Below are 24,780 nucleotides of genomic sequence, written 5' to 3'. Positions count from 1 at the left end.
TTTTCATTAATCGTTACAACTTAGACCTGCTCAAAAATACTTTTAAACTGATATAGAATCCTCTCGATTAAACGCAGATCTTCGGTTACAATTTCGGCAGTTCCTTTCATTTCCTGCTGAAAAACAATTTGTTTCTTATACGACGTTTCCAATCCGTTTAGAAGTGCTACGTCCAATAGTAAATTTCCATCTTTATCCGGAACCAGAGAAATATTTTGAATCTTTCCTTTTAACACTCCAAACTCCCTGTCTGGAAAATTTGCTAATCGAATATTCACCATTTGTCCTACTTTTATTTTTCCCGAATTTAATGCCGGTGCCTTTACCTTACCTACAAAACCATTTTTAGTATCGGGAATAATCGAAAAAACATTATCACCAACACTGATGGTTTGGTTCTCTGTCCAAACCTGTAGAAAAGTAACCACTCCGCTTACAGATGATTTTAAAGCATAGGCCAGCTCCCAGTCTTTTATTACTTTTTTAAGCTGATAAAAAGACTGCGCCATATTCCTCCCTAAAGTAACTTCTTCTTTAGTGCCGCTGATTTGTGAGTTCTGACTCAATTTAGTATTGGTAATTAAAGCCGACTTTAACTGAGAAATGGAAGACAAAAGCGTTCTATAATTTTTTTGCGCCTGGAGATATCCCAGTTTTTTAGCCTCCATTTCCTGTGCAGAGATGATTCCTTTATTGAATAAGGTTTCGAATCTTGCAATTTCATTTTTCTGAAGTTGTAGTTCGCTTTCGTTAATTGCCTTTTGCTGCTGCAAAATTTCCAATCTGTCTTTGATCTGAACTTTTTCAGAAACCTGAGCCCGGTTTTCGACTTCAAAAGGCTGTAAATTTTTATTTAGTTGTTCTGCCTGATAGTCTTTCTGAAAAACAGCAAAAGCGCTTTCAATCTCTCCCAACTGGGTGTTTTTTAACAATTCAAAAGGAAAGGCTTTTTTAGGATCATTGACATTATAGTCTTCAACAATTTTTTCCAGCAAAAACACATCTTTATAATTAGCCGTGTTTTCAATGATGGCAAGTGTGCTGTTTTTTGAAACAATAGATTTGTCTTTTACCAGAATCGCCTCAATACGGCCCGAAGATTTAGAAACTATTTTCTCCGGAGGGATATTGGTTGTAATTACAATCTGAGTAGTAACAACATCAGGATATTTGACAAACCAGGACACGAAAAAAAGCATCAAAATGATAACGAATATAAGCACTGTACCCCAACGAATCATCCAATGTGGCACCTTAGTAAGGATGTCCTGAACTTCTTCACTTCTTAGTTCAAATGTAGTATCTTCTGCCATGATTTAATTTCCTAATTGCAATTGATTCTTAACCAGTTCAAAATAATTCCCTTTTTGCTCTACCAAAACAGAATGACTTCCAATTTCGATGATTTTTCCTTTGTCTAAAACCACGATTTGATCGGCATTCATAACAGTACTTAAACGATGTGCAATAACCACAACGGTTTTGTCCTTAAAGAAAATATCCAGTTTTTGCATTATTTCTTTTTCATTGTTTGCATCTAATGCCGAAGTGGCTTCGTCAAAAAACAGTATTTCCGGATTTTTATAAACTGCCCTGGCAATTAACAAACGCTGTTTTTGTCCGGTACTCATTCCTAATCCTTCACCTCCAATTTTTGTATTATATCCTAGCGGTAAGCCCGTAATGTATTCTTTTATGTTTGCTACATCAGCAGCATAGACCAATCTTTCTTTATCAACTTTATCAACGCCAATTGCGATGTTATTAGCGATGGTGTCACTAAAAATAAAGCCTTCTTGCATGACGGCACCAATATTAGATCGCCAGGCCTTTTGTGAGATATTTTTTAATTGTGCATTTCCAATGTTCACCTCACCTTTTTCAGGCTCATAGAATTTTAACAGCAGCTTCATCAATGTCGTTTTTCCGCTTCCGCTGACTCCTACTATTGCCGTTACTTTGTTAGCGGGAATTTTCAGCGTTAAATCCTCCAGAACTGGTATATCAGAACCTAAATACCGATAGGAAACATTATTAATATCGATATCTGAATTAAAAGGTACATCACTGGTTTGATAAGCTTCCTGTTGCGTCTCATCTTCTTTCTCATGAATTTCTGATAATCTGGCCAATGATATTTTGGCATCCTGAAGTTCTCTGACGAATTCGATCAATTGGGTAATTGGTCCATTTAAACTTCCCACTATCGAGCTAATAGCCAACATCATTCCCAGTGTGATCGACCCATCGATTACCAATTTTGCGGAAAGAAATATAATGAATATGTTTTTTAGCTCATTGATTACCGAAGAACCAATAGTTTGTGTTTGCTCCAGAACTAAGCCTTTTATCGAAACTCTAAAAAGTCTTGCCTGTATATATTCCCATCCCCAGCGCTTTTGTTTCTCGGCATTATGAAGCTTAATTTCCTGCATTCCATTAATAAGCTCCATCACTTTACTTTGCTCACTGGAAACTTCAGCAAAACGTTTATAATCCAGCACTTCCCTTCTTTTTAAGAATAAAGTAATCCATCCAAAATAAAGCACGCTGCCTGCAAAAAACACAAAAAAGATCTTTAGGTTAAAGTAAGCCAAAACGCCTCCCATAACAACCATATTTATTGTTGAAAACAAGACATTTAGTGACGATGTGGTTAGAATTTTTTCAATCCTGTGATGATCGTTAATTCGTTGCATAATATCCCCTGTCATTCGAACGTCGAAAAACGAGATGGGCAGATTCATTAATTTTATAAAGAAATCAGAGATTAGTGAAATGTTTATCCGGGTCGAAAGATGCAATAATATCCAGCTTCGGATAAGCTCCAAACCTGTTCTTCCGGCAAAGAGAAATAGTTGCGCAAAAAGAATCAGATAAATAAAATGAATATTCTGATTCTGGATCCCAACATCAACAATACTTTGGGTTAAAAACGGAAAAATAAGCTGTAGTAGCGTACTTGCCAGCAACCCTATACTAAGCTGTATTAAAAATGATTTGTACCGAAGCACGTATTGTGACAACAAACCAAATCCGAGTCCGCGATTGTCTTCTTTATCAAAATCCGATTGAAAAAATTTAGGAGTCGCTTCGATCAACAATGCTATTCCTTCCTGAGTAGATTCATCTGCATTGTTTCCGATCCAGAATTTAATAAAATCCTCTTTATTGTATTCAATCAAACCAAAAGCAGGATCAGAAATATAGTAGGTGTTTTTTTTAATTTTATAGAGTACTACATAATGATTTTTGTTCCAGTGCAGGACACAAGGCAATGGAGCCTCTTCTAATCTTTCCAGATTTAATTTTACACCTAAAGTTCTAAAACCAATTTTCTCTGCCGCGTCACTCAAAAAAAGCAAGTTACTTCCTTCACGAGTTGTTTCGCTGATGTCTCTCAACTCCTGGATGTTGATCGTTTTACCGTAATGTTTCGCTATTATTTTTAAACATGTTGGGCCACAATCTTTATAATCGGCCTGCTTATAATTGGTGAATTTTTTCAATTTAATTTAGAGTTAATCATTTTATGCACAAATAACCTTGTCATTCTTCCTCTTACAAAAATATAATATTTATACACCAAAAATTCGTAATTAATTGTTTTTCCTTTTGATTTATAGTTAAAAAAACTCAATCTGCTTTAAAAGATGAGATTAGTAAAATCATTCGTACCAGATCTAAAAATTACTCCTCCCAATCTATCTTCTCAATTTACAAATCGGAGTATAACAACATTTGCTCCGGTTGCATCATAAAAAAATGATCTATTTTGTTACTTTCTCCTTCACTTTTTATTCGAATAACCATCCTTAATCAATATTAAACCAATTAAATCATTACAAGCTTTTCTTTTCCATTTTTTTAAATCTTGATCAATAACTATCAATTCTACATTTCAATTAATCAGATCTCTATTTTTTACTCCCTCCGTTGGTTATACGAATACATTTAAAATACTGAAACAGAAAATGAACTGAACATACTAATGTCAATCCAAAAAAAAACAGAGAAGAAATTAATCTTCTCTGTTAGAGTATTTAAAACATATTTATTAGAAATACAATTTCTTTAGGACATGGCACTGGTTAACCCTAACCAATTAAAATCAACTCAGTGACCAATTTCCTAAGAATCCCTACACCAATCATCAATGTGGGGAAATTTGCTCAATGTTCCACGATCGAGCGCCTACAAATTAAAAAAAACATGACTAAATTCTAAAAAAGGCTATTTCGTACTTCTATTAAAACGCTAAAAATTAATATCAAAAGTGACTTACGTCATTTTTTATTCTTCTTTACTACAATTTCAGGCATTCTATAAACCGGAGTTTGTTTCTATCTCCTTATTACCAAACGCTCTTCAACGAAGTAAGAACTACAAACAATCCGGAAGCACTGCCGGTATTGTACCATTTAAACAAATCGAATCACACGCTACAAGAGTTGTCGAGCCTTTACCCGGGCAAACACAACATTTCTTTGGCGAATTAATCGGTTGGCCTCCCACCATACCTTTTTGCTCGTACGCACTTAGCTTTTGAGCACCTTCTAAGTTTAAAATAATTTTTAACATAACTAAAGGTTTTTGTTTTTGAATTCGCACCTCAGTCATTTTAAGACAGCTGAAGTTTCTGTCTGTTGTCACTATTTTTTAAATATCACGCCGTTTTTTCCAAAACAATCGTTTCTTTCTCTTCAATATAATCGTTCAGAAAATACTTTAGTTCGCCCAGTTCGTATTCTGCCGGAAAAACTTTATCGTTCACAATTTTAACAGGTGTATAATTAAAATCATTTTTAGAACACCATTCATATTGTTTGTTTATTTCCTGGCTTATCATCATACTTACGGAATCGACATGCCATTTTTTCAACCATTTTTTAAGACTCATATTTTTAATATGCCAGTCTGAGATAGCTTCAACTGTTTTTCCCGGTGTAGACCTGTTTATTGTTAAAAGTCTTTCGACAACCGCTTTATATGGATTCTCGATATTTTCCGGGTTCACGTTGAACAATACATTCAGGTATATTTTATCCGGAAACCTCAACACTAAATCAAATGCCTCCTGAAATGTTTTATGACAATGCGCACAACTAGGGCTAATAATTACTGATAATCTAACGGCTGCATTTCTATTTCCAAAATTCAATCCTCTTAAGTCGTCAAGTCCATTTATGTGAGGTACTTTTTTAGACAAGAAATTCAATAAAGAATAATTTCTTTTAAACTTCTTCATCTCCTTAAGCGAATTTTCAGTTCCCAAAACATTAGTTATGATTGTTTTCAAAACCATCCAGATAGGAACTAAAAGTACCAGTGAGAACACGAATGGAAAGATTTCAGCAAAACTAAAACTCAACGTAAACAGATCTGAAGCAAACCATATAACACTTTGTACAAAAATCAAAGAAGACACCATTAAACACATTACACACCATCTTTGAATCTCAAATTTTTGAATCCAAATCGAGGATACTATAACCGGTATAGCCAGTAAGCTTAAAAAACCAACAAAAATTGATGACTCTACTGGTTTAACCAAAATTGCAATCAAGCTGGCTCCAAAGAACATTAATGGCAAGTCTGGAAAGCTAATCCATTTACTTTCATTTCCTTCTTTGTTATTGAGAACAGAACTACAGGAAGAGTTTGAGCTCAAATTGCAAAGTTTCGAGACAACACTATTCTTGAATCCTAATTTTTCCTGAACAATAAAAACGCTTACAATAAACCCTAAAATTGATGTCACTAAAAAAACGACACTAAATAAACTGTAAGTATTATAAAAAAATGACAAGCCAACTAGCAATAAAAGCGGCAAGCCATATTTCAACCAACTGAATTCAACTTTTAAATTTTCTTTTGCAACAACATTGTTTGGTTCGATTGCAACGATAACTCCATTCCAGTCTAATAAAAACTTTTCATACGCCATTTTATGACTTCCTTTTTTCACTGTATTGATACGAACAAAATTTTTTGCCTTTTCAACCAATATTAACTCTTCTTTGAAATAAGCCAAAAAATTTGAAGGCAAATCTACTATTTGCTCTTTCGGAACTCTTATCGCAGCATTCTCTACAGACAGTAAATCCAGAGAATCTGTTATCGCAAATAAACTAGGATAATTTGGATGAGAAAGAAACAAATCTTTAAACTCATTTTTAATCTCCGAGTACTTGTTTATTTGTAGAAATTTTTGGACAAGTTTTAACATCTTTTCGAGTCTTTAAAATCATAATTACACTGCAAATATTGTTGTTTTTATTGAGAAAAAAACGCTAGTAGTACACATTTTATTAATTATACTACATACAATTTATAAATTATATCAGTCTGAATAAACCAGTCAAAACCTTTATTATCAATGCATTAAACAAAAAACACTTTATCAAAAACCCCAAAAACCCCATTCTCGATTAAGCGTTTTCCTTTTTGTCTAGTTTTGATATATCAATAATCCTAATACAAACAATCATGACAAATCAAGCACAAAAATTCGAAGATTTTCAATTAGAAAAACTATCCAATAAAGAGCAAAAAACTATTCAGGGAGGAGACGAATCTAATGTTCTTAGTGACACAATTAGAGGGAATGGAAAAGGGTCTAATTAATAAATTAAATCTAACAAAATGGAAAATAAAAAATTAAATATCGAAGATTTTACAAATAACACCCTTTCAAAAAAAGAACAAAAAACTGTTAGAGGAGGAGAAGACGAATCTTGTACTCCTGGTGACACAATCAGAGGAAATGGTAAAGGATCTAATTAATCATTAAAAATCTCATAAAAATGGAAATTAAAAAATTAAATATCGAAGCTTTCAAAAACAATATACTTTCAAAAAAAGAACAGAAAACTGTTCATGGAGGGGATGAACCTAATATTCCCGGTGAAATAATTGCCGGTATTCCTGGGGACACAATCAGAGGAAATGGTAAAGGGTCCAATTAATCATTAAAAATCTAAAAAAATGGAAAATAAAAAATTAAACATCCAAGATTTCAAGAACAATACACTTTCAAAAAAAGAACAAAAAACTGTTCAAGGAGGGGATGAACCTAATATTGCCGAAGACATAATTACTGGTATTGCTGGTGATACAATTAGAGGAAATGGTAAAGGATCTAATTAACCTTTAAGAATCTAGTAAAAATGAAAAACAAAAAATTAAATTTAGACGATTTTACAAGCACTGAACTTTCAGAAAAAGAACAAAAAACTATTCACGGAGGTGACGGTGACACAATCAGAGGAAATGGAAAAGGATCTACACAACCAATAAATATTTAAAAAATGAAAACTAAAAAAACAGCATTCGAAAATTTTGGAAACGAAAAATTATCAAGAAAAGAGCAACAAACAATTTTTGGAGGTGATGGTGACACCATCAGAGGAAACGGAAAAGGGAGTAACGCTGAAAATCCTTGATTAAAACAAATTGTTTTCTAGATATTGTTCGCAAACTGAGCTGGAGACACTCCAGTTCTTTTGCGAAATGATTTAGCAAAAGACACTGCGTTTTTAAAACCTACACTTTCTGCAATTGCCTGAGTTGAATACTTGCGGTACATATGATTCGTAATCATTTCATTAATAACGTAATTAATTTTCAACTCATTTGAGTATTCTCCAAAAGACTTACCAAATCGTTTGTTTACAACATAAGATAAATAAGTGGTATTGGTTTTTATCTTCTTAGCCACATAAGGTAAAGTAAAATCGGCATGTAAATATTCCTGTTTACTTTCTAAGGCCAACAATTTTTCTACGATTTTGTTTTCTTTTGCCTCATCAATACTTAAATTGACATTCTCTTTCTTAAGTTGTACTTCTTCAGACTCAAGAACAGTCTCCCGTTCTGGTTCCGGTTCATTTTTCTTCTCTAAGTTAGCTTTGAATTCTTCTATTAAAGCATTCATTTTTTTATGTGCTTTATTCTTATCCCGTATGTTTTTTATCAGCAAAAAGACAATCCCTATAAACAAAACAACATAAAATACTTTCAGAGCTTTGTTTAGAAAAACATCATACTTATATTTCTCCTGAATGGTAATCATCTCGTTGGTCAGATCTCCTACTCCAAGTTTATAATTTACCTCTAAAACCTCATCATTTAATTTTGATTCCGATTTTTCATAATTATCCAGGTAAATTTTTGAATGTTTGTAAGCAAGTTCAGGCTCTTTACGTATGTTGTAAATTTTTGCCTGATAGTAATTGGACTTCAGATTGTCAACCTGATTCGTTTTAGTTATATCGCCAATCGAGTCTGATTTTTTAAAGAACACCAGTGCTTTATCATACTTCTTGATATTATAATACAAGTCCCCCAAATTATAATTAGTAGTACATAAAATATCCTGCATACTGTTTTGATTGGCCAGAAAAATTATATCATAATAGGTTTTCTCAGCATTTTGATACTCTTTTAGTTCACTGTAAATGTTCCCTAAACTTAATTTTGCTACAATTTTATTATCGGGGAAATTCTGAGAATAACTAATCGTTTTTTGATAAAAATATTTGGCAGAATCAAGTAAAACCTTCTTTTTAGGATCTTTCATATAAAAGCTTTCATATGATCCTGCTAAGCTAAGATTAATGTTACTCTTATTATTTAGATATTGCTGCTTGTTATAAACACTTTGATTCTTATCAACAAATTCATTAAGACTCCTCAAATCCTTAATCGCCAAACGATAATTACCTACAGCAACATTTATAGACGCGATATTACTCTTAAACTTTACAATTTGAATAATATCATCAATTTTTATAGAAAGCCTTATGCCTTGCTGATAATTTTCGATTGCGTCGCTATAGTTCTCTCTTTTCCATTCTGATAGTCCGGCATAATTGTACAAATAGGACCTAAGCTGTATTTTTTCCTGACCATCCGGGATTTTATCTAAGAATCTTAATGCTAACTGATATTTCTCTTTAGATTTTGCGGTATTTCCTTTTAACTGACTCAAATAAGACAATGCCGCATTTGCAAAAGCCAAATGCTTATTATTATTGGATCTCGCCAGCTGATTGGCGTATACGATCGCACTGTCAACATTGGCATTTGCCGTTAGTCGAATTTTGTCTTGCAAGATTAAGTACTCTTGTTCTGTAAAAACCCTTTTCTCTTGAGAAACAGCAATATTTAGAACAAAAAAGAGTATAAAAGAGATGATCAGCCTCATTCATTTTGTTTTTGGAATCTCAAAAATAGCTTATAAATTTTCAATAAACTAAAATTAATTCGTGTTTATACTATTTTTCTTCTCTAGTATTTATAAAAATATAACAATTTAACGGTATTTTGTTATATTTTTATTGCGTAGATTTGTATTATAAAACTATCAAAAATGAAACCAGACCTATTTCAAGCCCCAGATTATTATAACCTAGATGACTTATTGACAGACGAACACAAATTAGTTCGAGAATCAGCACGAGCCTGGGTCAAGAGAGAAGTTTCTCCTATTATAGAAGAATATGCCCAAAAAGCAGAATTTCCAACACAAATTATAAAAGGACTCGGAGAAATTGGCGGTTTCGGACCTTATATTCCGGTAGAATACGGAGGTGCAGGTCTGGATCAAATTTCTTATGGTTTGATTATGCAGGAAATAGAACGTGGAGACTCAGGTGTTCGATCTACTTCATCTGTACAGTCTTCGTTAGTAATGTATCCTATTTGGAAGTATGGAAACGAAGAGCAGCGAATGAAATACTTACCAAAACTGGCTACAGGAGAATTCATGGGATGCTTTGGTTTAACTGAACCGGATCACGGTTCTGACCCCGGAAGTATGATCACTAATTTTAAAGATATGGGAGATCACTATCTTTTAAATGGTGCTAAAATGTGGATTTCAAACGCTCCTTTCGCAGATATTGCCGTAGTTTGGGCAAAAAATGAAGAAGGAAGAATTCACGGTCTTATCGTTGAACGCGGAATGGAAGGTTTTACAACTCCTGAAACACATAATAAATGGTCACTTCGTGCCTCTTCAACCGGAGAATTAATCTTTGACAATGTAAAGGTACCTAAAGAGAATCTACTACCTAATAAGTCCGGCCTTGGCGCACCTCTTGGATGCTTAGATTCAGCACGATACGGAATCGCTTGGGGAGCAATTGGAGCAGCAATGGATTGTTACGATACCGCTTTGCGTTATGCTAAAGAAAGAATTCAATTTGGAAAACCAATTGGAGGAACGCAATTACAACAGAAAAAATTAGCCGAAATGATTACCGAAATCACAAAAGCACAATTATTAACCTGGCGTTTAGGTGTTTTACGTAACGAAGGAAAAGCTACAACTTCACAAATCTCGATGGCCAAACGTAATAATGTCGATATGGCAATACATATTGCACGTGAAGCAAGACAAATGTTGGGCGGAATGGGTATTACGGGAGAATACTCGATTATGCGTCACATGATGAATCTCGAAAGTGTTATTACTTATGAAGGAACTCACGACATTCACCTCTTAATAACAGGTATGGATGTAACTGGAATTCCAGCATTTAAATAATAAACAACTATTAAAATATATACAAAACCAATACAAAAAGCTTCTTCTTAACGGGAAGCTTTTTATATTTGCAGAAAAAATACGAAAATGAATATTGAAACTATAAACAATAGCATTCAACCCCAAAAAGATCAACTTTTACAACATTCATTATACAATAAAATCCAAAGCATTGATGATTTACATCGTTTTTTAGAAACTCATGTCTTTGCCGTTTGGGATTTTATGTCATTATTAAAAGCATTACAATCTAAACTTACCTGCACTTCTACGCCTTGGTTTGCAACAAAAAATCCGGAGACAAGATACTTAATCAACGAAATTGTTCTGGCAGAGGAAACAGATTTAAGTATTGATGGAAAAAGGCAAAGTCATTATGAAATGTATCTTGAAGCAATGGAAGATTGTGGTGCCGATACAAGCGGAATCAACACCTTTTTAGCTGAAGTAAATTCATTGCATAATATTTTTGTTGCCATAAAACAAAGTTCCTTACATCCTAATACAAAAGCTTTCTTAGATTTTACTTTTAGAGTGATTGAAGAAGGAAAACCGCATCAAATTGCAGCGGCGTTTACTTTTGGAAGAGAAGATTTGATTCCGAGTATGTTTACGGCAATCCTGAAAAACTTTCAGAAAAATCTTCCTGAAACAGATTTAAGTAAACTTTTATACTATTTTGAAAGACATATAGAATTGGATGCTGATGAACACGGACCAATGGCCATGCAAATGATTTCTGATTTATGTGAAGATGACGCCCAAAAATGGAAAGAAGTGGAAGAAATTTCAATTCTGGCATTAGAAAAACGTATCGGACTTTGGAACGCTATTGAAGAAGAAATTCTAATGAAAACGGAGATGGTCTAAAAACCAAAACAAGTTATTCAACGTAACTATTTGTTTAAAATGAGCCGAAACTTAATTTATCTAAGTTATGAAACTACAATTCAAACAAATAGTTATTGTTATCCTTTCTATATTCCTCTTAAGCTGTAGTTCTGAAGAAACAACTTCAGAAACTCCTACCGCTCCAATTACTCCACTTACCGGTTCCATAAAATATTTGGCTTTAGGAGACAGCTATACCATTGGACAAAGCGTTTGTGAAACTTGCGGATTTCCTGAACAGCTAAAATCAAGTTTAAAGGCAATTTATCCGCAAACCAGCTTTTCTTTAAAAATCATTGCAACCACCGGATGGACCACGACTAATCTAATTTCGGCAATAAATACCCAAAATCCCGATCCTATATACGATATCGTTACCCTTCTTATTGGAGTTAACAATCAGTATCAGGGAAAAAGCTTTTCGATCTATGAGAAAGAATTTCCAGAACTCGTAAACAAAGCAATTGTTTTAGCAAAAGGGAATAAAAAAAGGGTAATTGTTATCTCCATTCCTGATTATGCCTATACTCGTTTTGGTAAAGTACAAATGGAAGGAGAAGGTGAAAGAATTTCAAGCGAAATCAATCAATACAATTCCTTTGCCGAAAACTATTGTAAACTCAACAATATTGTTTTTGTTTCGATAACCGATATTTCTCGTCAAGGTCTTGACAATCCTGATTTGGTGGCCACAGATGGTTTACACCCTTCAGCCAAAGCTTATACTTTATATGCAGAGCGTATTTTACCTAAGATAAGAGTCGCTTTAGAGGATTAATATTCTGCGCTCTTCCACAGATAAAATAGTATTATAAAATAGTATTATAAAAAGGAGCCCCTGCATGGAACCCAAAAAACAATAATTGAAAAAATATCCTTAATTTTATCAAAAGTTATTTCATCATCAATCAAAAATGATCTTCTAAAATTGACCGTAATGGATTGCGCTCAATCAATTCTTTAAACCATGCAGATTTCGCCATCAGAAGAACTATCGCCTTACATTAGACATTATCTCTTTTTAGATCATAATGAAATGGCTGTACAAAAACTTCGCTTGTTTTCTGATGGTAATACCGGTATCGTATTTTCCTTAAAAGGTAAACTCAGTTCTGATTTTAATGATTCCAAGATAAAAAATCATTTACCTGATTCTTTTCTATACGGACAGCTTAGCGGATTTAAAGACATTTATTCCAACAATGCAATCACTTTAGTTATTGTTGTTTTTCAACCAAACGGAATCCACCAACTGCTAGGAATTCCGGCTCATGAGTTTCTGGATTCTATTGTTTCTATTGACGACATTTTTGACAAAAACGGTTTGATTCTTCAGGAGAAATTATCTGAAAACTATACGATCCCAAAGAAAGTCAATCTTCTCAATCATTTTTTCAGTACTTACATTTCCAATAAAGAGGTTTCTCACCAATTAATCGTAGAAAGTGCGATTCATTTCATTACTGCCCACAAAGGAAGTTTTAATGTAAAGCAACTGGTTAAATATACTGGCTATACGGAAAGGCATCTGGAAAGGAAGTTTCAGGAATCTATTGGATTAAATCCTAAGAAATTTGGAAACATTATAAAACTGCATTATTTTTTAAAATTACTAAAAGATAAAGCTGCCGATACAAATCTCACGAGCCTTTGTTACAATGCCGGATTTTCGGATCAGTCTCATCTGATAAAAGAATTCAGAAAACACACCGGAATAACTCCAAAAGAATACATAAACAATACCGGAAAGTTAACCAATAATCTTCTCAGAACCGCTCCGCCTATTGTTCTTTAAAATGTCGGTTTTGTACAATTTTCAAAATAGGACTAGTGCTACTTTTGTCTCAAATCAATAGTATGCCTTATGAAAAATCTAAAAATAGCCACCGCTCAGTTTGAGAATAAAAGCGGTGACAAAAACTATAATTTAGCTGTAATTGAAAAACTTTCTCAACAGGCAGCAAGCCAGGGTTGTGATGTTATTTCGTTTCACGAGTGCTCTGTAACCGGCTATACCTTTGCGCGACATTTGTCTAAAGAACAAATGTTAGACTTAGCAGAATTAATTCCGAGTGGAGAAAGCATTTTAAAATTGACTGAAATTGCCCGAAACAATAATATCGTGATTCTGGCGGGGCTTTTTGAAAAAGACGAGAACAATAACTTATTCAAAGCTTATGTGTGTGTAGACCAAAACGGTTTAGTCGCCAAATACCGAAAATTGCATCCGTTTATAAATCCGCACCTTACTCCGGGAGATCGTTATTGCATTTTTGAAATTAAAGGCTGGAAATGTGGAATCTTAATTTGTTACGACAATAATATTGTTGAGAATGTTCGCGCCACAACTCTTTTGGGAGCCAAGATCATTTTCATGCCGCATGTTACGATGTGTACTCCTTCTACCCGACCAGGTGCAGGTTTTGTTTCTCCGCAACTGTGGGAAAACCGTGAAGCCGATCCTACTTCTCTCCGATTAGAATTTGATGGAATGAAAGGGAGAGACTGGTTAATGAAATGGTTGCCTGCAAGAGCCTATGACAATGCTATTTATGCCATATTTTCAAACCCAATCGGTATGGATGACGATCAGCTGAAAAATGGCTGTTCGATGATTATTGATCCTTTTGGAGATATTCTTGCCGAATGCCGTTCTTTTGATGACTCTTTTACAGCCGCGATACTAACTTCTGAAAAATGTACTAAGGCTGGTGGAAATCGTTACATAAAAGCAAGAAGACCAGAATTGTATCGGGATATTATTGGTCAGGAGCATCAATCCGAACAAAATGTGGTATGGCTGGACTCTAATAAAAAAAGTTAAAACTGATGTTTCATGGAACTTTACGCTGCTTAAAGATTTATCTTTGAAGTATTCATTAATCTACAGTATACAACCTAAGAATGGAATTTTTTAAAACTACAAATGAAGATATCGATGCCGTTTTCGATCTTTACAATGCCGCTACATCTTATCAAAAAACAGTCAACAACAAAAGCTGGAGAGGTTTTGAAAGGACTCTTATAGAAAAAGAAATTGCCGAGAATCGTCATTTCATCATCAAAGAAGGAAATGAAGTGGCCTGTACATTTGTTCTTACTTTTAACGATTTGATTATCTGGAAAGAAGCCAGTGCCGATCCTGCAGTTTATCTTCATCGTATTGCAACGAATCCAAAATTCAGAGGACAATCGTATGTCAAAAAAATTATTGCCTGGACCAAAGAATACGCTAAAGAAAACAACAAACAATATATTCGTCTTGACACCCACAGCGGAAACGAAAGGATAAACAACTATTACACCAGCTGTGGTTTCGAATACAAGGGTATCAGCACCATCGAATGGACAAGCGAATTACCGGAGCATTATAAAGAAGGTTCCTTTAGTTTGTTTGAGATTAAGCTTTAGTTTACTTACCTTCATTCATAAAATAAAATCTCAAGAAATGGACAAGCATAGTTTTTTAATTAAAAATGTCTTTATCGGGCTTGAAAATCTTAACAATGGTTTTGATTCTGAATCAATATATTATTTCTCTCAAAATGATTTTGAAATAGTTCTCGATAGAGTAGAAAAACTTGGTGTTGAAATTTTAGGAATAGAACCTTGGAAAAATGGAGCGTTTTATGATGTCATAACAAACGAGGATTTTAACTCTGATTTAAAATGGTATCGAAAAGCATTTATTAAATTTAAAGAAAGTGGAGAAAATCTCCAGTATGCTGCAAGTTATAAAATACCATCTGAATTATTACTATAGATACAATAACTTATGAAGACCAAAAAATAAACTCCTTGTAAACAACATTACAAGGGGTTTGTCAATTTGTTTAATATTAAGCTTTAGTTTAAGCTTACTTTTTAGATTTCCAGATAAAGCCGTCTAAAATATAGTGTGTAAATTGAGGCACACTCAGAAGCGGCACTAATAGAAACTGCCATCCTGAAAAATCGAAACGGCTCAACGTTATATTTTCATTCCAGACAAAAAACTCCCAGAGAAACTCTTCTGAAAAAGCAATTAATACTAATATCCCAATATAAATTAAAACACCATTGTATCTCTTTAAATAAGTCAAAGCACCTATTTCTTTACTACTCTTCCCATCAATTTCTTTAAAGTACACTAAAGCCATATAAGGAATTCCGTGTGAAACCACATTTAGCAAAGTAAAAATAAGATCGTCGTTGAAATAAACAATTCCGAAATACCACGAAAGCACAGTTCCTAAAATAATGCTGTTTTTAGGGATATTAAAGAATTTAGTTTTAACCGAAACGATTATAGTGCGAATAACATAAAGAGATAGAATGGCAATATAAACCCAAAACAAAATTTCTAAGACGGTTTTATTTTCAAAACGAAAGAATTCATTTTCAACAAACCAATTGAACTTTCTTTCAGAAGAAAGAAACCAAAATAGCATTGGGTAAACTGTAGCAGCATAAATTGCCAGATTATCCATCCACACAGAAACTTTCGTTTTCTCTTCCTTACGCGCATACAATCGCACGAAACCATATTGCTGTCGAATAAAATGAAAAACAGCCACATAAGCCAGAAAAGACCAAAAAACTAAGCTCCCGAAAGAGAATAAAACTAAGCCGGTAAGAAAACAAATAACAGGCAAAAGAATCAATTTTTTCCTGTCTTTTTGAAATTCACTTTTTACAAAATAGGTTTTAAATAAGGTGGCATAAACGTGTGCGACATCAATAAAAACAATTAGAAAAAGCCAGGTATAAAAAGAATAATTATTTTCGATCGAAGTGATATAGTTCTGAAAAACAAAAATAACTGCCAACACAAAAAATGAAGGACCAATGATAAACAATGAGTCTGTTTTTACTTTATGAATCCAGGGTTGTTCCATCTAAAATTTTATTTACGGCATTAATTCCCTGATGAAAAGCTTCTTCAAAAATTGAAATTCCCGACAAATCGGAGTGAGCAAAATAGATTCGATTTTCGATACTCTGTGAAGCCTTCTCTTTTGCTTCTCCAAAAATAAAATCAGGCACCGGAGAAATCATTCCGTGCCCTAATAAAAAAACTTCCATTTCTTCGGTATCATTTTCAATATCCGGATGGGCAATTTTCAAATCATTAAAGACAATCTGTTTCCAATATCCTTTGTCTTTTTTATAAATTTCTTTGCGCATTTTCCTTAAATCTCCGGATGAAAAACTGTAATAATACGTAATCACTTTTTTGTCCTGAATCTGATTTAACGTCTGATGTTGCGCGTAAACATAACCTAAGCCTTTTGCTTCATAAATTACGTTATCCCACGAAAGCGGGAAACTTAAATTGTCAGTCAAATTGTTTACAACTAAAGTCGCCAAAAGCCAAGGCGTGTAATGAAACTGTTTTGTAAATTGTTTTCGGTCTTTGATGAGATATTGGTTTACAAACTGCGGTGTTGCCATAATAACTTTATCTGCTATTATTTCTATTGTTGTCTTTTTGACATCATCAAAAGCTTTAACAATAACTTTGTCTTTTTCAATTTTCACCTCGTAAACCAAATGGTTTTTCAGTGCTTTTTGCTCTGTATATTTCTTAAGATGCTGTGTCAATCTTGCATTTCCTTCCGGCCATGTCAAAACACTATCCATTTTTTCTACAGCTGCATCTTGCTTTCTTCCGGCAAAATAATGAATTCCTGCCCAGGCCGAAACAAAGGCAATTCCTAATCCAAAATCGTCCTTACAGCAATAATCAATATAATTAAACAAAGGTTCTGATTTGAAATTGTTCTCTTCAAACCATTGCTGCATTGTAATTTTATCCAATGCTCTTGTTTTTTCATTTTTAGAAGAAAGAGAAACAGGTATATCGAATAAGTACTTCTGATCTTCTCCTTTTGCAATTCGAAAGGCATCCATTTCTTTAAAGAAACGCTGAAATTCTTTATGTTCTTCCGGAGAGTTTCCTTCCTTTGGAACAACGCCTTCCTGCCAATTATTTTTATAAAACAACCGTTCATCCGGTGCAAAAGTCAGTTGTAATTCATCAAAAACAGGAAGTCCGTTTTTATCGTAATCAAGAATAATTTTTTCTTCTTCAAGAAAACCGAGAAGTTCTTTATCATTAAAATTTGGAAGCGGCAGATAATGCGCGCCCAAAGGGTATTTAGAATATTTATTCTCCCCATTAGAAGAGTTCCCTCCCAAATGATCTGCCATTTCAATCAATAAAAAATCTGAGATTCTTTTTTTATGAAACTGACGTGCAGCGCTCAAACCTGAGATTCCACCACCAATAATTAAATACGGGATTTTTACTTGTTGCTGTGGTTTCGGAAAGTCCTTTATCCACAAACGATGTCCTAAAAGATGATTTGTTCCTGATAACCGAATCATCAGAACTGCTATTTTATCGGAGCAAAATTGTAAAAAAGGGATTAAAAGCAAAGATGCCGTAATTCCCTTTACGAAATTTCGCCTTCCTCTATTGCAATTTTCCCCATTCTTCATCAAAATAGCGTACTAAAATCTGGTTATCCAAACGATTTATTTCTATTTGATTCGAAATCATATCGTTGGTAAAATAATTGAATCTGTCAAATTGATAATTATAAAATTTCAATCCCGGGCTTTTTCGTTTCACTTCATTAAAAGTGGTTCCAAAACCATTGATTGCAATGGTATACCCCCATTCTCCAAACGAAGGAACATAAGCATGGTAAGCATCAACCTGTGGAAAAACCTGCATCACTGTTTTATTAATACACCAAAATGATTTTGGAGCAAAATAAGGCGAAGTAGTCTGAATCACAACTGCCGCATCCTGTTTTAATATGTTTTTTATAGTTTGATAGAAATTCAGAGAATATAACTTTCCTAAACTATAATTTGAGGGGTCAGGAAAATCTATAATTGCAACATCAAACTTCTCGGTACAGCTTTTTGCCCAGATATAGGCATCCGTATTTACAACTGTAACTTTTGGATTGTTTAATGAATTTTGATTGAATTTTGTCAGTATCTTATTGGTTTTAAAAAGTTTGGTCATCCCCTCATCCAAATCAACTAAGGTCACTTTTTGAACTTCTTTGTATTTTAGGATTTCTCTAACCGCTAATCCGTCACCTCCTCCTAAAACTAGAACGTTTTTTACCTCTTTAGCTATTGACATTACTGGATGAACTAAGGCTTCATGGTAACGATATTCGTCTACAGAACTAAACTGGAGATTGTTATTTAAATACAATCTGTAATCACTTTTATTGTGTGTTAAAACAATTCGCTGATAAGGAGTTGTACTAGTGTAAATTATATTTTCTCCATATAATTTTCCTTCTGAATAAGATAAAATAACATCTGAAAAAATAAAAACCGTAAGTAAGACTAAAAATGAAAAAATAGCTTTTACCTTTAAGAAGTAAGGCTTTTTTAATTCTTTAGTAAGCAAAAAGCACAACACAATGGCTATGCTGACATTGATCATTCCAAAGAAAAGAGACGTTCCCATTATCCCTAATTTTGGAACTAAAACCAAAGGAAAAAGTATTGACGCCAACAGAGCCCCGATATAATCGAATGTAAATACATTAGAGACCAAATCTCTGAATTCGACTTTGTCTTTTAAAATATTCATCAAAAGTGGGATCTCTAATCCGACCAAAAAACCTGTTACAAAAACAAACAGATACAATATGAATTGAAAGGATTCGACACTTTCGAACAATAGAAATAAAACTACCGAACTCAAACCGCCTATCAAACCAACCAAAATCTCGATTTCGACAAATGTATTGAGCAGGTTTTTGTGAAAAAACTTTGAAAAAAAGGAGCCAATACCCATCGAAAACAGGTAAACTCCAATTATAAATGAAAATTGTTTTACTGAATCGCCTAATAAATAACTTGCTAACGTTCCCGCCACAAGCTCATATATAAGCCCGCAGGTCGCAATAATAAATACGGCAAACAGCAAAAGAAATTCAAACCTAAGAAACTTTTTACCCATGAATTGCTGCACTAATGATCATCGAAATCCCGATGATGAATGCAGCCAGAACAATTGCAACGGCAACATTATTTTTCTCCACAACCTCTTTCCACGTGTTTTCAGGAGTAATTTTTTCGATAATTAAGTAAGCTGCCAATAAAATGATAATTCCTAAAAAAGAAAAAATGACTGAATTAACTACTGGTTGAACATGTATTAAATCCATAGTAAAATGTTATTTGTGATAAAAACGGTTATAAGAAGTACGGCTTCCCGTTGACTTGTAATTTTCTGTGCTTTCACAATCGCAAATTCGATTTCCTGCCATTGCAAAATAAAGATAAACTCCAAAGCAAAAAAGTCCTATTGCTAGTGAAGCGGCATTATTAAATATAAAATCCGAAATTTTTTTCATAACTGTTTATTCCTCATAGCGAGAATAAGAACTGTCTGCCCATCTCCCTTTTTCAAAATTATAATTAAAAAACCATATTATTAAGTAAATGATAATCATGCCAATAACAACCATCCAGACATTTCTGCTTGAAGGCTCATTCCAGACCACATTTACACGCATTTCGCTATTAATAACATCTTCTGGCGCTTTCATTGGTGTTATTAAAAGATGGTATTTGCCTGCTTTTACACCGCAAATATTAAATTCTTCAGAATTATTCCCTTCTGTCCAGGACTCTCCGTCCGTATATCCGTGATAATATTCGATGTCTTTGTTTGCATAAATTTCATCATTGGTCACTTCATTTACTAAAGCGATATTCAGATTGGCCCATGAATTATCAACATCTGTAGAAACTTTAATGGTCAATGGTGCCGAACCTCCGTTCAGAATAAAAGCATCACTTGTAACTTCTTTATTATCAAATTCGGTAAACTTTATTGATTTAGAAAAAACATTCTGTTCGAATTGATCCTTATAGATATACCAGTTGGCCGTAATGATCAATAAAGCAATAAAGCAGAAAATAATTCCGGTATTTCTGAGATCAAATCCATAGGGCTGAACCATATTTGTACCAGACTGATACGGTAAAGTAATCTTCTTAAAAGCCTTTTTTATTTCTCCTTTTTTAATGTATTCTCCGTAAAAAGCGGTTTCAACACCATTCATTCTTTCCACCGAAATCATATACGGTGGTCTTATGTACTCCACTAAATGAATATTCCTGTTCTGAGGCAATTCGAAATCGAAAAACCCCTGAGCATTTATAATTGCGGCATCTGAATATTCAAAAATATTATAGTCTTCCTTATTATGCTCCAAAATCAGAGGATGTTTTTTTACCTCAAAAACCTCTTCCATTTGAGTTAATAAAATCCAATGCCCTTGAGAAAGTGAAAGATAGATAAATTCATTTTTATGGTTTTGGAGTATAACCTCGGTCCATCTATAATCAGGATGAACCTTCTTTACCAAAATGCCTGTAACTTTATATTCGCTTCCTTTTAAAAAACCAACATCACCTATCGCTAAGGGAAAATCATTGATTGTCGTTTTATACTGAGTTTTTTTGCGAAACATCCCTTCTTTGTCCCGAGCATATAAACTCTGACAATTAGGACAGACAAAATTCACAACGTCAAAACCAACCTGTAATTCGGTTTCTATATTACAATCGTAACAATGAATTTTCATATACTATCGGTTAATTTCAAAATCTTTAATAATCTTTCCTTCAAAATAGCTGATATAATCTGCCATTACGTCTTTGACCTTTTGCGAGTTATCCTGAAGATAGTTACACAAATAAACATCCAGTGTTAATTGATTGTATTCCGGCCAGGTGTGTATGCAAATATGAGATTCTTTTAAACAGAATGAAATTGTAAAGCTATCGTTGTCAAAATTGTGTATAACCGCACCAACCTTCTCCAATTCATACTTTTCTAAAATTATATGGGTTGCATCAACAAAACCCTGACTATTGGTTAGTTTTTGAATTTCATCTACATGTAAAGTAACCAGTTTATGCAGTCCTGGCGAATAAGGAGGTAAATCCATTCTAGTTTTTTAGGTAACAAAAGGAGCCAAATATATAATAATTTATCTAATAAATTTAACTTAAAAATAAGATTTGAAAGCCTTCATCAAATTTCTGTTTTCAATGTATTTTTTAATATTACTACTACTGAAAATCTGATCAATTGCTTTTAATTTTTGATTAATTTATTGTAGACGAATCCGAATAACAGACTTGTACCAGAGTAGAAAAACCGTATTTTTGCATCAATAATGAAATCCGTATCTTACAAAAAAGAATCTGTTTTTTACTAAAATCTATTTTCTCTAAAATTTTTAAATATCTTTGATTTATGAGCACAGCAACAAAACCATATCATATAGGGCGAAAAATCAGCCGTATTCGTGAACTTAAAGACATGAAACAAGAAGCATTGGCACAAGCTTTAGGTATATCTCAGCAATCGGTTTCTGCTATAGAAAACAGCGAAACTATTGATGATGAAAAATTGAAAGAAGTGGCAAAAGTACTTGGAGTTACGGTTGAAGCAATTAAAAACTTTTCGGAAGAAGCTGTTTTTAACTATTTTAATAACATTTATGATAACGAAATTAATGGAAGTATTTTAGCTCCACAGTCTAATCATTGTACTTTTAATCCTCTTGATAAAGTTGTTGAACTTTACGAACGTTTAGTGCAGGCTGAAAAAGATAAAAATGAATATTTGGAGAAATTGTTAAAGGAGAAATAAATTCTTACTATAAACGCGATCCTTTTTTGTATCACTATTTCAAAACGAGACATAAGTTCAAAATCATGATTAAAATAAATTATAAAATTCAATTTGTCTTATTTGTTATTTGCTTATTCTTTATTGGTATAGGAATATTTGAAACATTAGACGAAGGCTTAAAAACTGGAATTGATCTTTTTTGGCAAATTTCGCATTTTGTTCCATTTTTAATGGCCGCGATTATTTTTGGCAATAACATCTATTCTAAACGAATTGAAAAATTCAAAAAATAAAAGTACTTATAGAATTCGTCTACAATAAAATTTGAGTTGGTTTTTCTAATACGCAAATGACACATTCAAAATTAAAAGAAGTCTGTTTCTAGAATATCTAAAATCCAACAAAAAAGAAAATCAAAACTTAATCAAATTCAAAAGGGGCTGTCTCAATATGACAGCCCCTTTTTATTTCAGAGAGCACTAGATTCGAACCCTCTACACAGTTACCCTTATATTATCTTTCCAAGCTGGCTGCTTTAAGCACTCTAAACTTATACCTAGCACTAAAATTTATTTATTTGCAACTGGTTTGGTTTTCATTGGAAAATTAAAGAAGGTACTGGTTAGTATCGGTACAAAAAATACGGCAGCGGTAAGGACCGAGATCCCTATATCTGCAGCATGGCTTGCTAAGAATTTACTGAATGCTGTTTCGGGATAAAAATGTTCATATAAAGATAACGCCAGTTTAATCCCTAAAATGGCAATTACTACAAAAGCTGCGGTTTCCAGAAAATTGTATTTTTGCATAAGCCCCACAAACCATTGTGCTATAAAACGCATCGCCAGAATACCTATAAATACACCAATGCATACTAATATGATATTTGGCGTAAAGGCTACAGCTGCAAATACATTATCAATTGAAAAGGCCATATCCATAAGCTCCACAAGGCAAACAGTAGCCCAAAAATGGCCTATTGAGCCTACTGTTACACGGTATAACCAATTACCTTCCTTATTTACTTTCTCTTCTTCGCCTCCTTCTTTTTGCTTGTCTTTATACCACGAATACACCAGATAGAGCAAGTAAAGTCCACCAATAGGCTTAAGCCACCAAATGGCAATAAGTGCCGAAGCAAATATCATGGCAACACCCCTAAAGAAATAAGCCCCCCAAATACCATACTTAAGCGCACGGTCACGCTGGTTTTCAGGCAAATCCATTACCATTGTAGCCAGTACGGCCGCATTGTCTACAGAGAGCAGGCTCTCAATAAGGATAAGGTTTCCAATAATTGCCAGGGATGTACCGGGATGTGCAATAATATCTTGCCAAAGGCTATTAATAGTAGTAAGTAATTCAGTCATTTTGTATTATTTTAAAGAATGATGCCTTAATGGCTTATTTATTTTGATATAGAAAGATCTATTTCGGAGTTTGGCTCAAAGTCATTTTCATATTTAGAAATGAGTATAACCGCTACACCATTACCTATAAAATTAGTTATGGTGCGGGCTTCGTTCATAAACTTATCAATACTGAAAAGTAGTGCCAAGCCTTCTAAAGGAAATTTATTAAGTGTTGTAAACGTTATAGTAAGAGCGATAAAACCAGATCCCGGTATTCCCGATGCCACTTTTGATGTAACCATGATAACCAGCCCTATAGTTATGATATCGTGAAGAGTAAGTGGGATATTAAACAACTGAGCAACAAACAATGTACATACTGGCAAAAATATAGACGCACCAGCAAGGTTAAAAGAATAGCCCAGCGGTATTGAAAGACCTACTACAGCCTTACTACACCCTGCTTTTTCAAGCTTTGCAACAATTAAAGGAAACGCTGTCCTGGATGATGATGTACTAAAAACAATAAGCAGTTCTTCTTTAATATAATTCAGGAACTTCCAGAGGCTTATATTGTAATAACGCAGCAAAAGTCCCAGTACTATAAATACAAAGAGAGCCATTGTTATATAAGTTGTCGCCAGCAATTTGCCTAAAGGCAACAGGCTGTGTATACCAAATCGCGATACTGCGTAAGCCATTCCGCCAAAAGCAGCAACCGGTATAAGCAAAAACAGGTACATCAGTATCTTATACAAGAAGGTCATAATTTTTTGCAGAGTTGTTACATACTTTGCCCGACCCGGCGAGAGGCTAAGCAAAACACCTGTTATAACTGCCAACAGAACCAATACCAGCGGTCGATTAAGTATTATAAAATTAAACCAGCCGCCATTAAGTGATTCGGTAGCTGTAAAATGTTTGGGCAAGGCTGCATCGATAAAGCTTTTTTCTATCTTACCCGGTTCTATAAATAATGCTGCCATTATACCCATTATCATGGCAAGAGTAGTTATTATTTCAAAATAAACGAGCGCCTTGAACCCTACACGACTCACTTTTTTAAGATTGTCAATACTACTTACACCTATAATTATCGTTAAAAATATTATGGGCTGTATAAGCGGTTCAATAAGATATAAAAATCCACTGCCTAAAAAATCCAGCTGAATCCCCTGTTCAGGATAATAGTGGCCCACAGCAATTCCCAACAACAATGCTATGGTGACATAAGCTGCTAGATTTTTCAAATACTTTTGCGGTATTCCAGTGCTTTCCGGATGTTGTTGTGTGGTATCCATTTTTTAAACCTT

The 24,780-nt window shown here is 33.8% G+C and carries 27 protein-coding genes and 2 pseudogenes; 16 read left to right on the top strand and 13 right to left on the bottom strand.

Going from position 1 to position 24,780, the window contains the following annotated elements; all coding sequences use genetic code 11:
* Positions 1–20: 20 nt before the first annotated feature.
* Positions 21–1,313 (bottom strand): HlyD family secretion protein, encoded by a 1,293-nt coding sequence (locus AC3IS6_RS06500; protein ID WP_489164174.1) that lies wholly within the window; start codon positions 1,311–1,313, stop codon positions 21–23.
* 3 nt (positions 1,314–1,316) lie between these two features.
* Positions 1,317–3,509, bottom strand: coding sequence for a peptidase domain-containing ABC transporter (locus AC3IS6_RS06495; protein WP_489164173.1), 2,193 nt, complete (start codon positions 3,507–3,509; stop codon positions 1,317–1,319).
* 767 nt (positions 3,510–4,276) lie between these two features.
* Between AC3IS6_RS06495 and AC3IS6_RS06490 the strand changes: the two genes are divergently transcribed.
* Complete coding sequence (locus tag AC3IS6_RS06490) at positions 4,277–4,549, top strand: hypothetical protein (protein WP_489164172.1); 273 nt, start codon at positions 4,277–4,279, stop codon at positions 4,547–4,549.
* Positions 4,550–4,666: 117 nt separating this feature from the next.
* Here AC3IS6_RS06490 and AC3IS6_RS06485 read toward each other — a convergent pair whose 3' ends face one another.
* Positions 4,667–6,229, bottom strand: coding sequence for a vitamin K epoxide reductase family protein (locus AC3IS6_RS06485; RefSeq protein WP_173965287.1), 1,563 nt, complete (start codon positions 6,227–6,229; stop codon positions 4,667–4,669).
* Positions 6,230–6,489: 260 nt separating this feature from the next.
* Here AC3IS6_RS06485 and AC3IS6_RS06480 point away from each other — a divergent pair, with 260 nt between their 5' ends.
* From AC3IS6_RS06480 to AC3IS6_RS06455, 6 genes are read left to right on the top strand one after another with little or no spacing between them, the layout of a single operon-like run.
* On the top strand, positions 6,490–6,627 hold the full coding sequence (locus tag AC3IS6_RS06480) for an rSAM-modified peptide (RefSeq protein WP_173965288.1): 138 nt from the start codon (positions 6,490–6,492) through the stop codon (positions 6,625–6,627).
* Positions 6,628–6,645: 18 nt separating this feature from the next.
* Entirely contained in the window at positions 6,646–6,786 is a 141-nt protein-coding gene (locus AC3IS6_RS06475) for an rSAM-modified peptide (RefSeq protein WP_489164171.1), read from the top strand.
* A gap of 20 nt (positions 6,787–6,806) precedes the next feature.
* Complete coding sequence (locus tag AC3IS6_RS06470) at positions 6,807–6,968, top strand: rSAM-modified peptide (RefSeq protein ID WP_489164170.1); 162 nt, start codon at positions 6,807–6,809, stop codon at positions 6,966–6,968.
* A gap of 19 nt (positions 6,969–6,987) precedes the next feature.
* Positions 6,988–7,149, top strand: coding sequence for an rSAM-modified peptide (locus AC3IS6_RS06465; RefSeq protein WP_489164169.1), 162 nt, complete (start codon positions 6,988–6,990; stop codon positions 7,147–7,149).
* Positions 7,150–7,169: 20 nt separating this feature from the next.
* Positions 7,170–7,307 (top strand): TIGR04149 family rSAM-modified RiPP, encoded by a 138-nt coding sequence (locus AC3IS6_RS06460; RefSeq protein WP_489164168.1) that lies wholly within the window; start codon positions 7,170–7,172, stop codon positions 7,305–7,307.
* A 3-nt stretch (positions 7,308–7,310) separates the two neighbouring features.
* Positions 7,311–7,445 carry an rSAM-modified peptide gene (locus tag AC3IS6_RS06455; RefSeq protein ID WP_489164167.1) on the top strand — a complete coding sequence of 45 codons (135 nt, stop codon included), beginning with the start codon at positions 7,311–7,313 and terminating at the stop codon, positions 7,443–7,445.
* 17 nt (positions 7,446–7,462) lie between these two features.
* Here the strand turns inward: AC3IS6_RS06455 and AC3IS6_RS06450 are convergent.
* Both AC3IS6_RS06450 and AC3IS6_RS06445 read right to left on the bottom strand, forming a co-directional pair.
* Positions 7,463–7,705 (bottom strand): annotated as a pseudogene (locus tag AC3IS6_RS06450) (helix-turn-helix domain-containing protein); the annotation flags it as partial.
* Between the two features lie 588 nt (positions 7,706–8,293).
* A pseudogene (locus AC3IS6_RS06445) lies at positions 8,294–8,383 on the bottom strand (hypothetical protein); the annotation flags it as partial.
* A gap of 990 nt (positions 8,384–9,373) precedes the next feature.
* Here AC3IS6_RS06445 and AC3IS6_RS06440 point away from each other — a divergent pair.
* The 7 genes from AC3IS6_RS06440 to AC3IS6_RS06410 all read left to right on the top strand — a co-directional run bounded on the left by AC3IS6_RS06440 (position 9,374) and on the right by AC3IS6_RS06410 (position 15,206).
* Complete coding sequence (locus AC3IS6_RS06440) at positions 9,374–10,552, top strand: acyl-CoA dehydrogenase family protein (protein ID WP_489164166.1); 1,179 nt, start codon at positions 9,374–9,376, stop codon at positions 10,550–10,552.
* An 87-nt stretch (positions 10,553–10,639) separates the two neighbouring features.
* On the top strand, positions 10,640–11,422 hold the full coding sequence (locus tag AC3IS6_RS06435; RefSeq protein WP_489164165.1) for a DUF3050 domain-containing protein: 783 nt from the start codon (positions 10,640–10,642) through the stop codon (positions 11,420–11,422).
* A 67-nt stretch (positions 11,423–11,489) separates the two neighbouring features.
* Positions 11,490–12,221, top strand: coding sequence for an SGNH/GDSL hydrolase family protein (locus tag AC3IS6_RS06430; RefSeq protein WP_489164164.1), 732 nt, complete (start codon positions 11,490–11,492; stop codon positions 12,219–12,221).
* 189 nt (positions 12,222–12,410) lie between these two features.
* Positions 12,411–13,238: a DUF6597 domain-containing transcriptional factor gene (locus tag AC3IS6_RS06425; protein WP_489164163.1), complete on the top strand. Its 828-nt coding sequence runs from the start codon at positions 12,411–12,413 to the stop codon at positions 13,236–13,238.
* 69 nt (positions 13,239–13,307) lie between these two features.
* Positions 13,308–14,267 carry a nitrilase family protein gene (locus AC3IS6_RS06420; protein ID WP_489164162.1) on the top strand — a complete coding sequence of 320 codons (960 nt, stop codon included), beginning with the start codon at positions 13,308–13,310 and terminating at the stop codon, positions 14,265–14,267.
* A gap of 80 nt (positions 14,268–14,347) precedes the next feature.
* Positions 14,348–14,854 (top strand): GNAT family N-acetyltransferase, encoded by a 507-nt coding sequence (locus AC3IS6_RS06415; RefSeq protein WP_489164161.1) that lies wholly within the window; start codon positions 14,348–14,350, stop codon positions 14,852–14,854.
* 37 nt (positions 14,855–14,891) lie between these two features.
* The gene (locus tag AC3IS6_RS06410) at positions 14,892–15,206 is read left to right on the top strand and encodes a hypothetical protein (protein WP_489164160.1); all 315 of its coding nucleotides are present in this window, start codon (positions 14,892–14,894) and stop codon (positions 15,204–15,206) included.
* Between the two features lie 94 nt (positions 15,207–15,300).
* On the opposite strand, the gene AC3IS6_RS06405 is transcribed toward AC3IS6_RS06410, so the two are convergent.
* From AC3IS6_RS06405 to AC3IS6_RS06380, 6 genes are all read right to left on the bottom strand, one after another.
* Positions 15,301–16,320, bottom strand: coding sequence for a hypothetical protein (locus AC3IS6_RS06405; protein ID WP_489164159.1), 1,020 nt, complete (start codon positions 16,318–16,320; stop codon positions 15,301–15,303).
* On the bottom strand, positions 16,298–17,812 hold the full coding sequence (locus AC3IS6_RS06400; protein ID WP_489164158.1) for an NAD(P)/FAD-dependent oxidoreductase: 1,515 nt from the start codon (positions 17,810–17,812) through the stop codon (positions 16,298–16,300). The genes AC3IS6_RS06405 and AC3IS6_RS06400 overlap by 23 nt, the downstream gene beginning before the upstream one ends.
* An 88-nt stretch (positions 17,813–17,900) precedes the next feature.
* A complete protein-coding gene (locus AC3IS6_RS06395) occupies positions 17,901–19,421 on the bottom strand; it encodes a polyamine aminopropyltransferase (protein ID WP_489164157.1) in 1,521 nt (506 codons plus the stop codon).
* Entirely contained in the window at positions 19,414–19,629 is a 216-nt protein-coding gene (locus tag AC3IS6_RS06390; protein WP_281923236.1) for a DUF350 domain-containing protein, read from the bottom strand. Before AC3IS6_RS06390 ends, AC3IS6_RS06395 begins: the two co-directional genes overlap by 8 nt.
* Before the next feature lie 195 nt (positions 19,630–19,824).
* The gene (locus AC3IS6_RS06385) at positions 19,825–21,057 is read right to left on the bottom strand and encodes a DUF4178 domain-containing protein (RefSeq protein WP_489164156.1); all 1,233 of its coding nucleotides are present in this window, start codon (positions 21,055–21,057) and stop codon (positions 19,825–19,827) included.
* Between the two features lie 3 nt (positions 21,058–21,060).
* Positions 21,061–21,423 (bottom strand): S-adenosylmethionine decarboxylase family protein, encoded by a 363-nt coding sequence (locus tag AC3IS6_RS06380; protein WP_489164155.1) that lies wholly within the window; start codon positions 21,421–21,423, stop codon positions 21,061–21,063.
* Positions 21,424–21,734: 311 nt separating this feature from the next.
* Between AC3IS6_RS06380 and AC3IS6_RS06375 the strand changes: the two genes are divergently transcribed.
* Entirely contained in the window at positions 21,735–22,133 is a 399-nt protein-coding gene (locus tag AC3IS6_RS06375) for a helix-turn-helix domain-containing protein (RefSeq protein WP_489164154.1), read from the top strand.
* A gap of 65 nt (positions 22,134–22,198) precedes the next feature.
* Entirely contained in the window at positions 22,199–22,408 is a 210-nt protein-coding gene (locus AC3IS6_RS06370; protein WP_489164153.1) for a hypothetical protein, read from the top strand.
* A gap of 276 nt (positions 22,409–22,684) precedes the next feature.
* Here the strand turns inward: AC3IS6_RS06370 and AC3IS6_RS06365 are convergent, their stop codons facing one another.
* Complete coding sequence (locus AC3IS6_RS06365; RefSeq protein WP_489164152.1) at positions 22,685–23,485, bottom strand: TerC family protein; 801 nt, start codon at positions 23,483–23,485, stop codon at positions 22,685–22,687.
* 38 nt (positions 23,486–23,523) lie between these two features.
* Positions 23,524–24,768 carry a cation:dicarboxylate symporter family transporter gene (locus tag AC3IS6_RS06360; protein WP_489164151.1) on the bottom strand — a complete coding sequence of 415 codons (1,245 nt, stop codon included), beginning with the start codon at positions 24,766–24,768 and terminating at the stop codon, positions 23,524–23,526.
* Between the last annotated feature and the right edge of the window lie 12 nt (positions 24,769–24,780).

Source organism: Flavobacterium sp. KH_035, from assembly GCF_057839565.1.
Note: the sequence above shows the minus strand (reverse complement) of the source record. Positions and strands in the feature narration are given on the sequence as shown.

Coding starts and splice junctions, on each gene's coding strand:
- AC3IS6_RS06485 (WP_173965287.1), bottom strand. CDS start 6,229: ATGTTAAAACTTGTCCAAAAATTTCTACAAATAAACAAGTACTCGGAG.
- AC3IS6_RS06380 (WP_489164155.1), bottom strand. CDS start 21,423: ATGGATTTACCTCCTTATTCGCCAGGACTGCATAAACTGGTTACTTTA.
- AC3IS6_RS06370 (WP_489164153.1), top strand. CDS start 22,199: ATGATTAAAATAAATTATAAAATTCAATTTGTCTTATTTGTTATTTGC.
- AC3IS6_RS06420 (WP_489164162.1), top strand. CDS start 13,308: ATGAAAAATCTAAAAATAGCCACCGCTCAGTTTGAGAATAAAAGCGGT.
- AC3IS6_RS06425 (WP_489164163.1), top strand. CDS start 12,411: ATGCAGATTTCGCCATCAGAAGAACTATCGCCTTACATTAGACATTAT.
- AC3IS6_RS06430 (WP_489164164.1), top strand. CDS start 11,490: ATGAAACTACAATTCAAACAAATAGTTATTGTTATCCTTTCTATATTC.
- AC3IS6_RS06410 (WP_489164160.1), top strand. CDS start 14,892: ATGGACAAGCATAGTTTTTTAATTAAAAATGTCTTTATCGGGCTTGAA.
- AC3IS6_RS06435 (WP_489164165.1), top strand. CDS start 10,640: ATGAATATTGAAACTATAAACAATAGCATTCAACCCCAAAAAGATCAA.
- AC3IS6_RS06385 (WP_489164156.1), bottom strand. CDS start 21,057: ATGAAAATTCATTGTTACGATTGTAATATAGAAACCGAATTACAGGTT.
- AC3IS6_RS06465 (WP_489164169.1), top strand. CDS start 6,988: ATGGAAAATAAAAAATTAAACATCCAAGATTTCAAGAACAATACACTT.
- AC3IS6_RS06480 (WP_173965288.1), top strand. CDS start 6,490: ATGACAAATCAAGCACAAAAATTCGAAGATTTTCAATTAGAAAAACTA.
- AC3IS6_RS06390 (WP_281923236.1), bottom strand. CDS start 19,629: ATGGATTTAATACATGTTCAACCAGTAGTTAATTCAGTCATTTTTTCT.
- AC3IS6_RS06475 (WP_489164171.1), top strand. CDS start 6,646: ATGGAAAATAAAAAATTAAATATCGAAGATTTTACAAATAACACCCTT.
- AC3IS6_RS06415 (WP_489164161.1), top strand. CDS start 14,348: ATGGAATTTTTTAAAACTACAAATGAAGATATCGATGCCGTTTTCGAT.
- AC3IS6_RS06455 (WP_489164167.1), top strand. CDS start 7,311: ATGAAAACTAAAAAAACAGCATTCGAAAATTTTGGAAACGAAAAATTA.
- AC3IS6_RS06375 (WP_489164154.1), top strand. CDS start 21,735: ATGAGCACAGCAACAAAACCATATCATATAGGGCGAAAAATCAGCCGT.
- AC3IS6_RS06360 (WP_489164151.1), bottom strand. CDS start 24,768: ATGGATACCACACAACAACATCCGGAAAGCACTGGAATACCGCAAAAG.
- AC3IS6_RS06405 (WP_489164159.1), bottom strand. CDS start 16,320: ATGGAACAACCCTGGATTCATAAAGTAAAAACAGACTCATTGTTTATC.
- AC3IS6_RS06440 (WP_489164166.1), top strand. CDS start 9,374: ATGAAACCAGACCTATTTCAAGCCCCAGATTATTATAACCTAGATGAC.
- AC3IS6_RS06500 (WP_489164174.1), bottom strand. CDS start 1,313: ATGGCAGAAGATACTACATTTGAACTAAGAAGTGAAGAAGTTCAGGAC.
- AC3IS6_RS06395 (WP_489164157.1), bottom strand. CDS start 19,421: ATGGGTAAAAAGTTTCTTAGGTTTGAATTTCTTTTGCTGTTTGCCGTA.
- AC3IS6_RS06400 (WP_489164158.1), bottom strand. CDS start 17,812: ATGATTCGGTTATCAGGAACAAATCATCTTTTAGGACATCGTTTGTGG.
- AC3IS6_RS06365 (WP_489164152.1), bottom strand. CDS start 23,485: ATGACTGAATTACTTACTACTATTAATAGCCTTTGGCAAGATATTATT.
- AC3IS6_RS06470 (WP_489164170.1), top strand. CDS start 6,807: ATGGAAATTAAAAAATTAAATATCGAAGCTTTCAAAAACAATATACTT.
- AC3IS6_RS06460 (WP_489164168.1), top strand. CDS start 7,170: ATGAAAAACAAAAAATTAAATTTAGACGATTTTACAAGCACTGAACTT.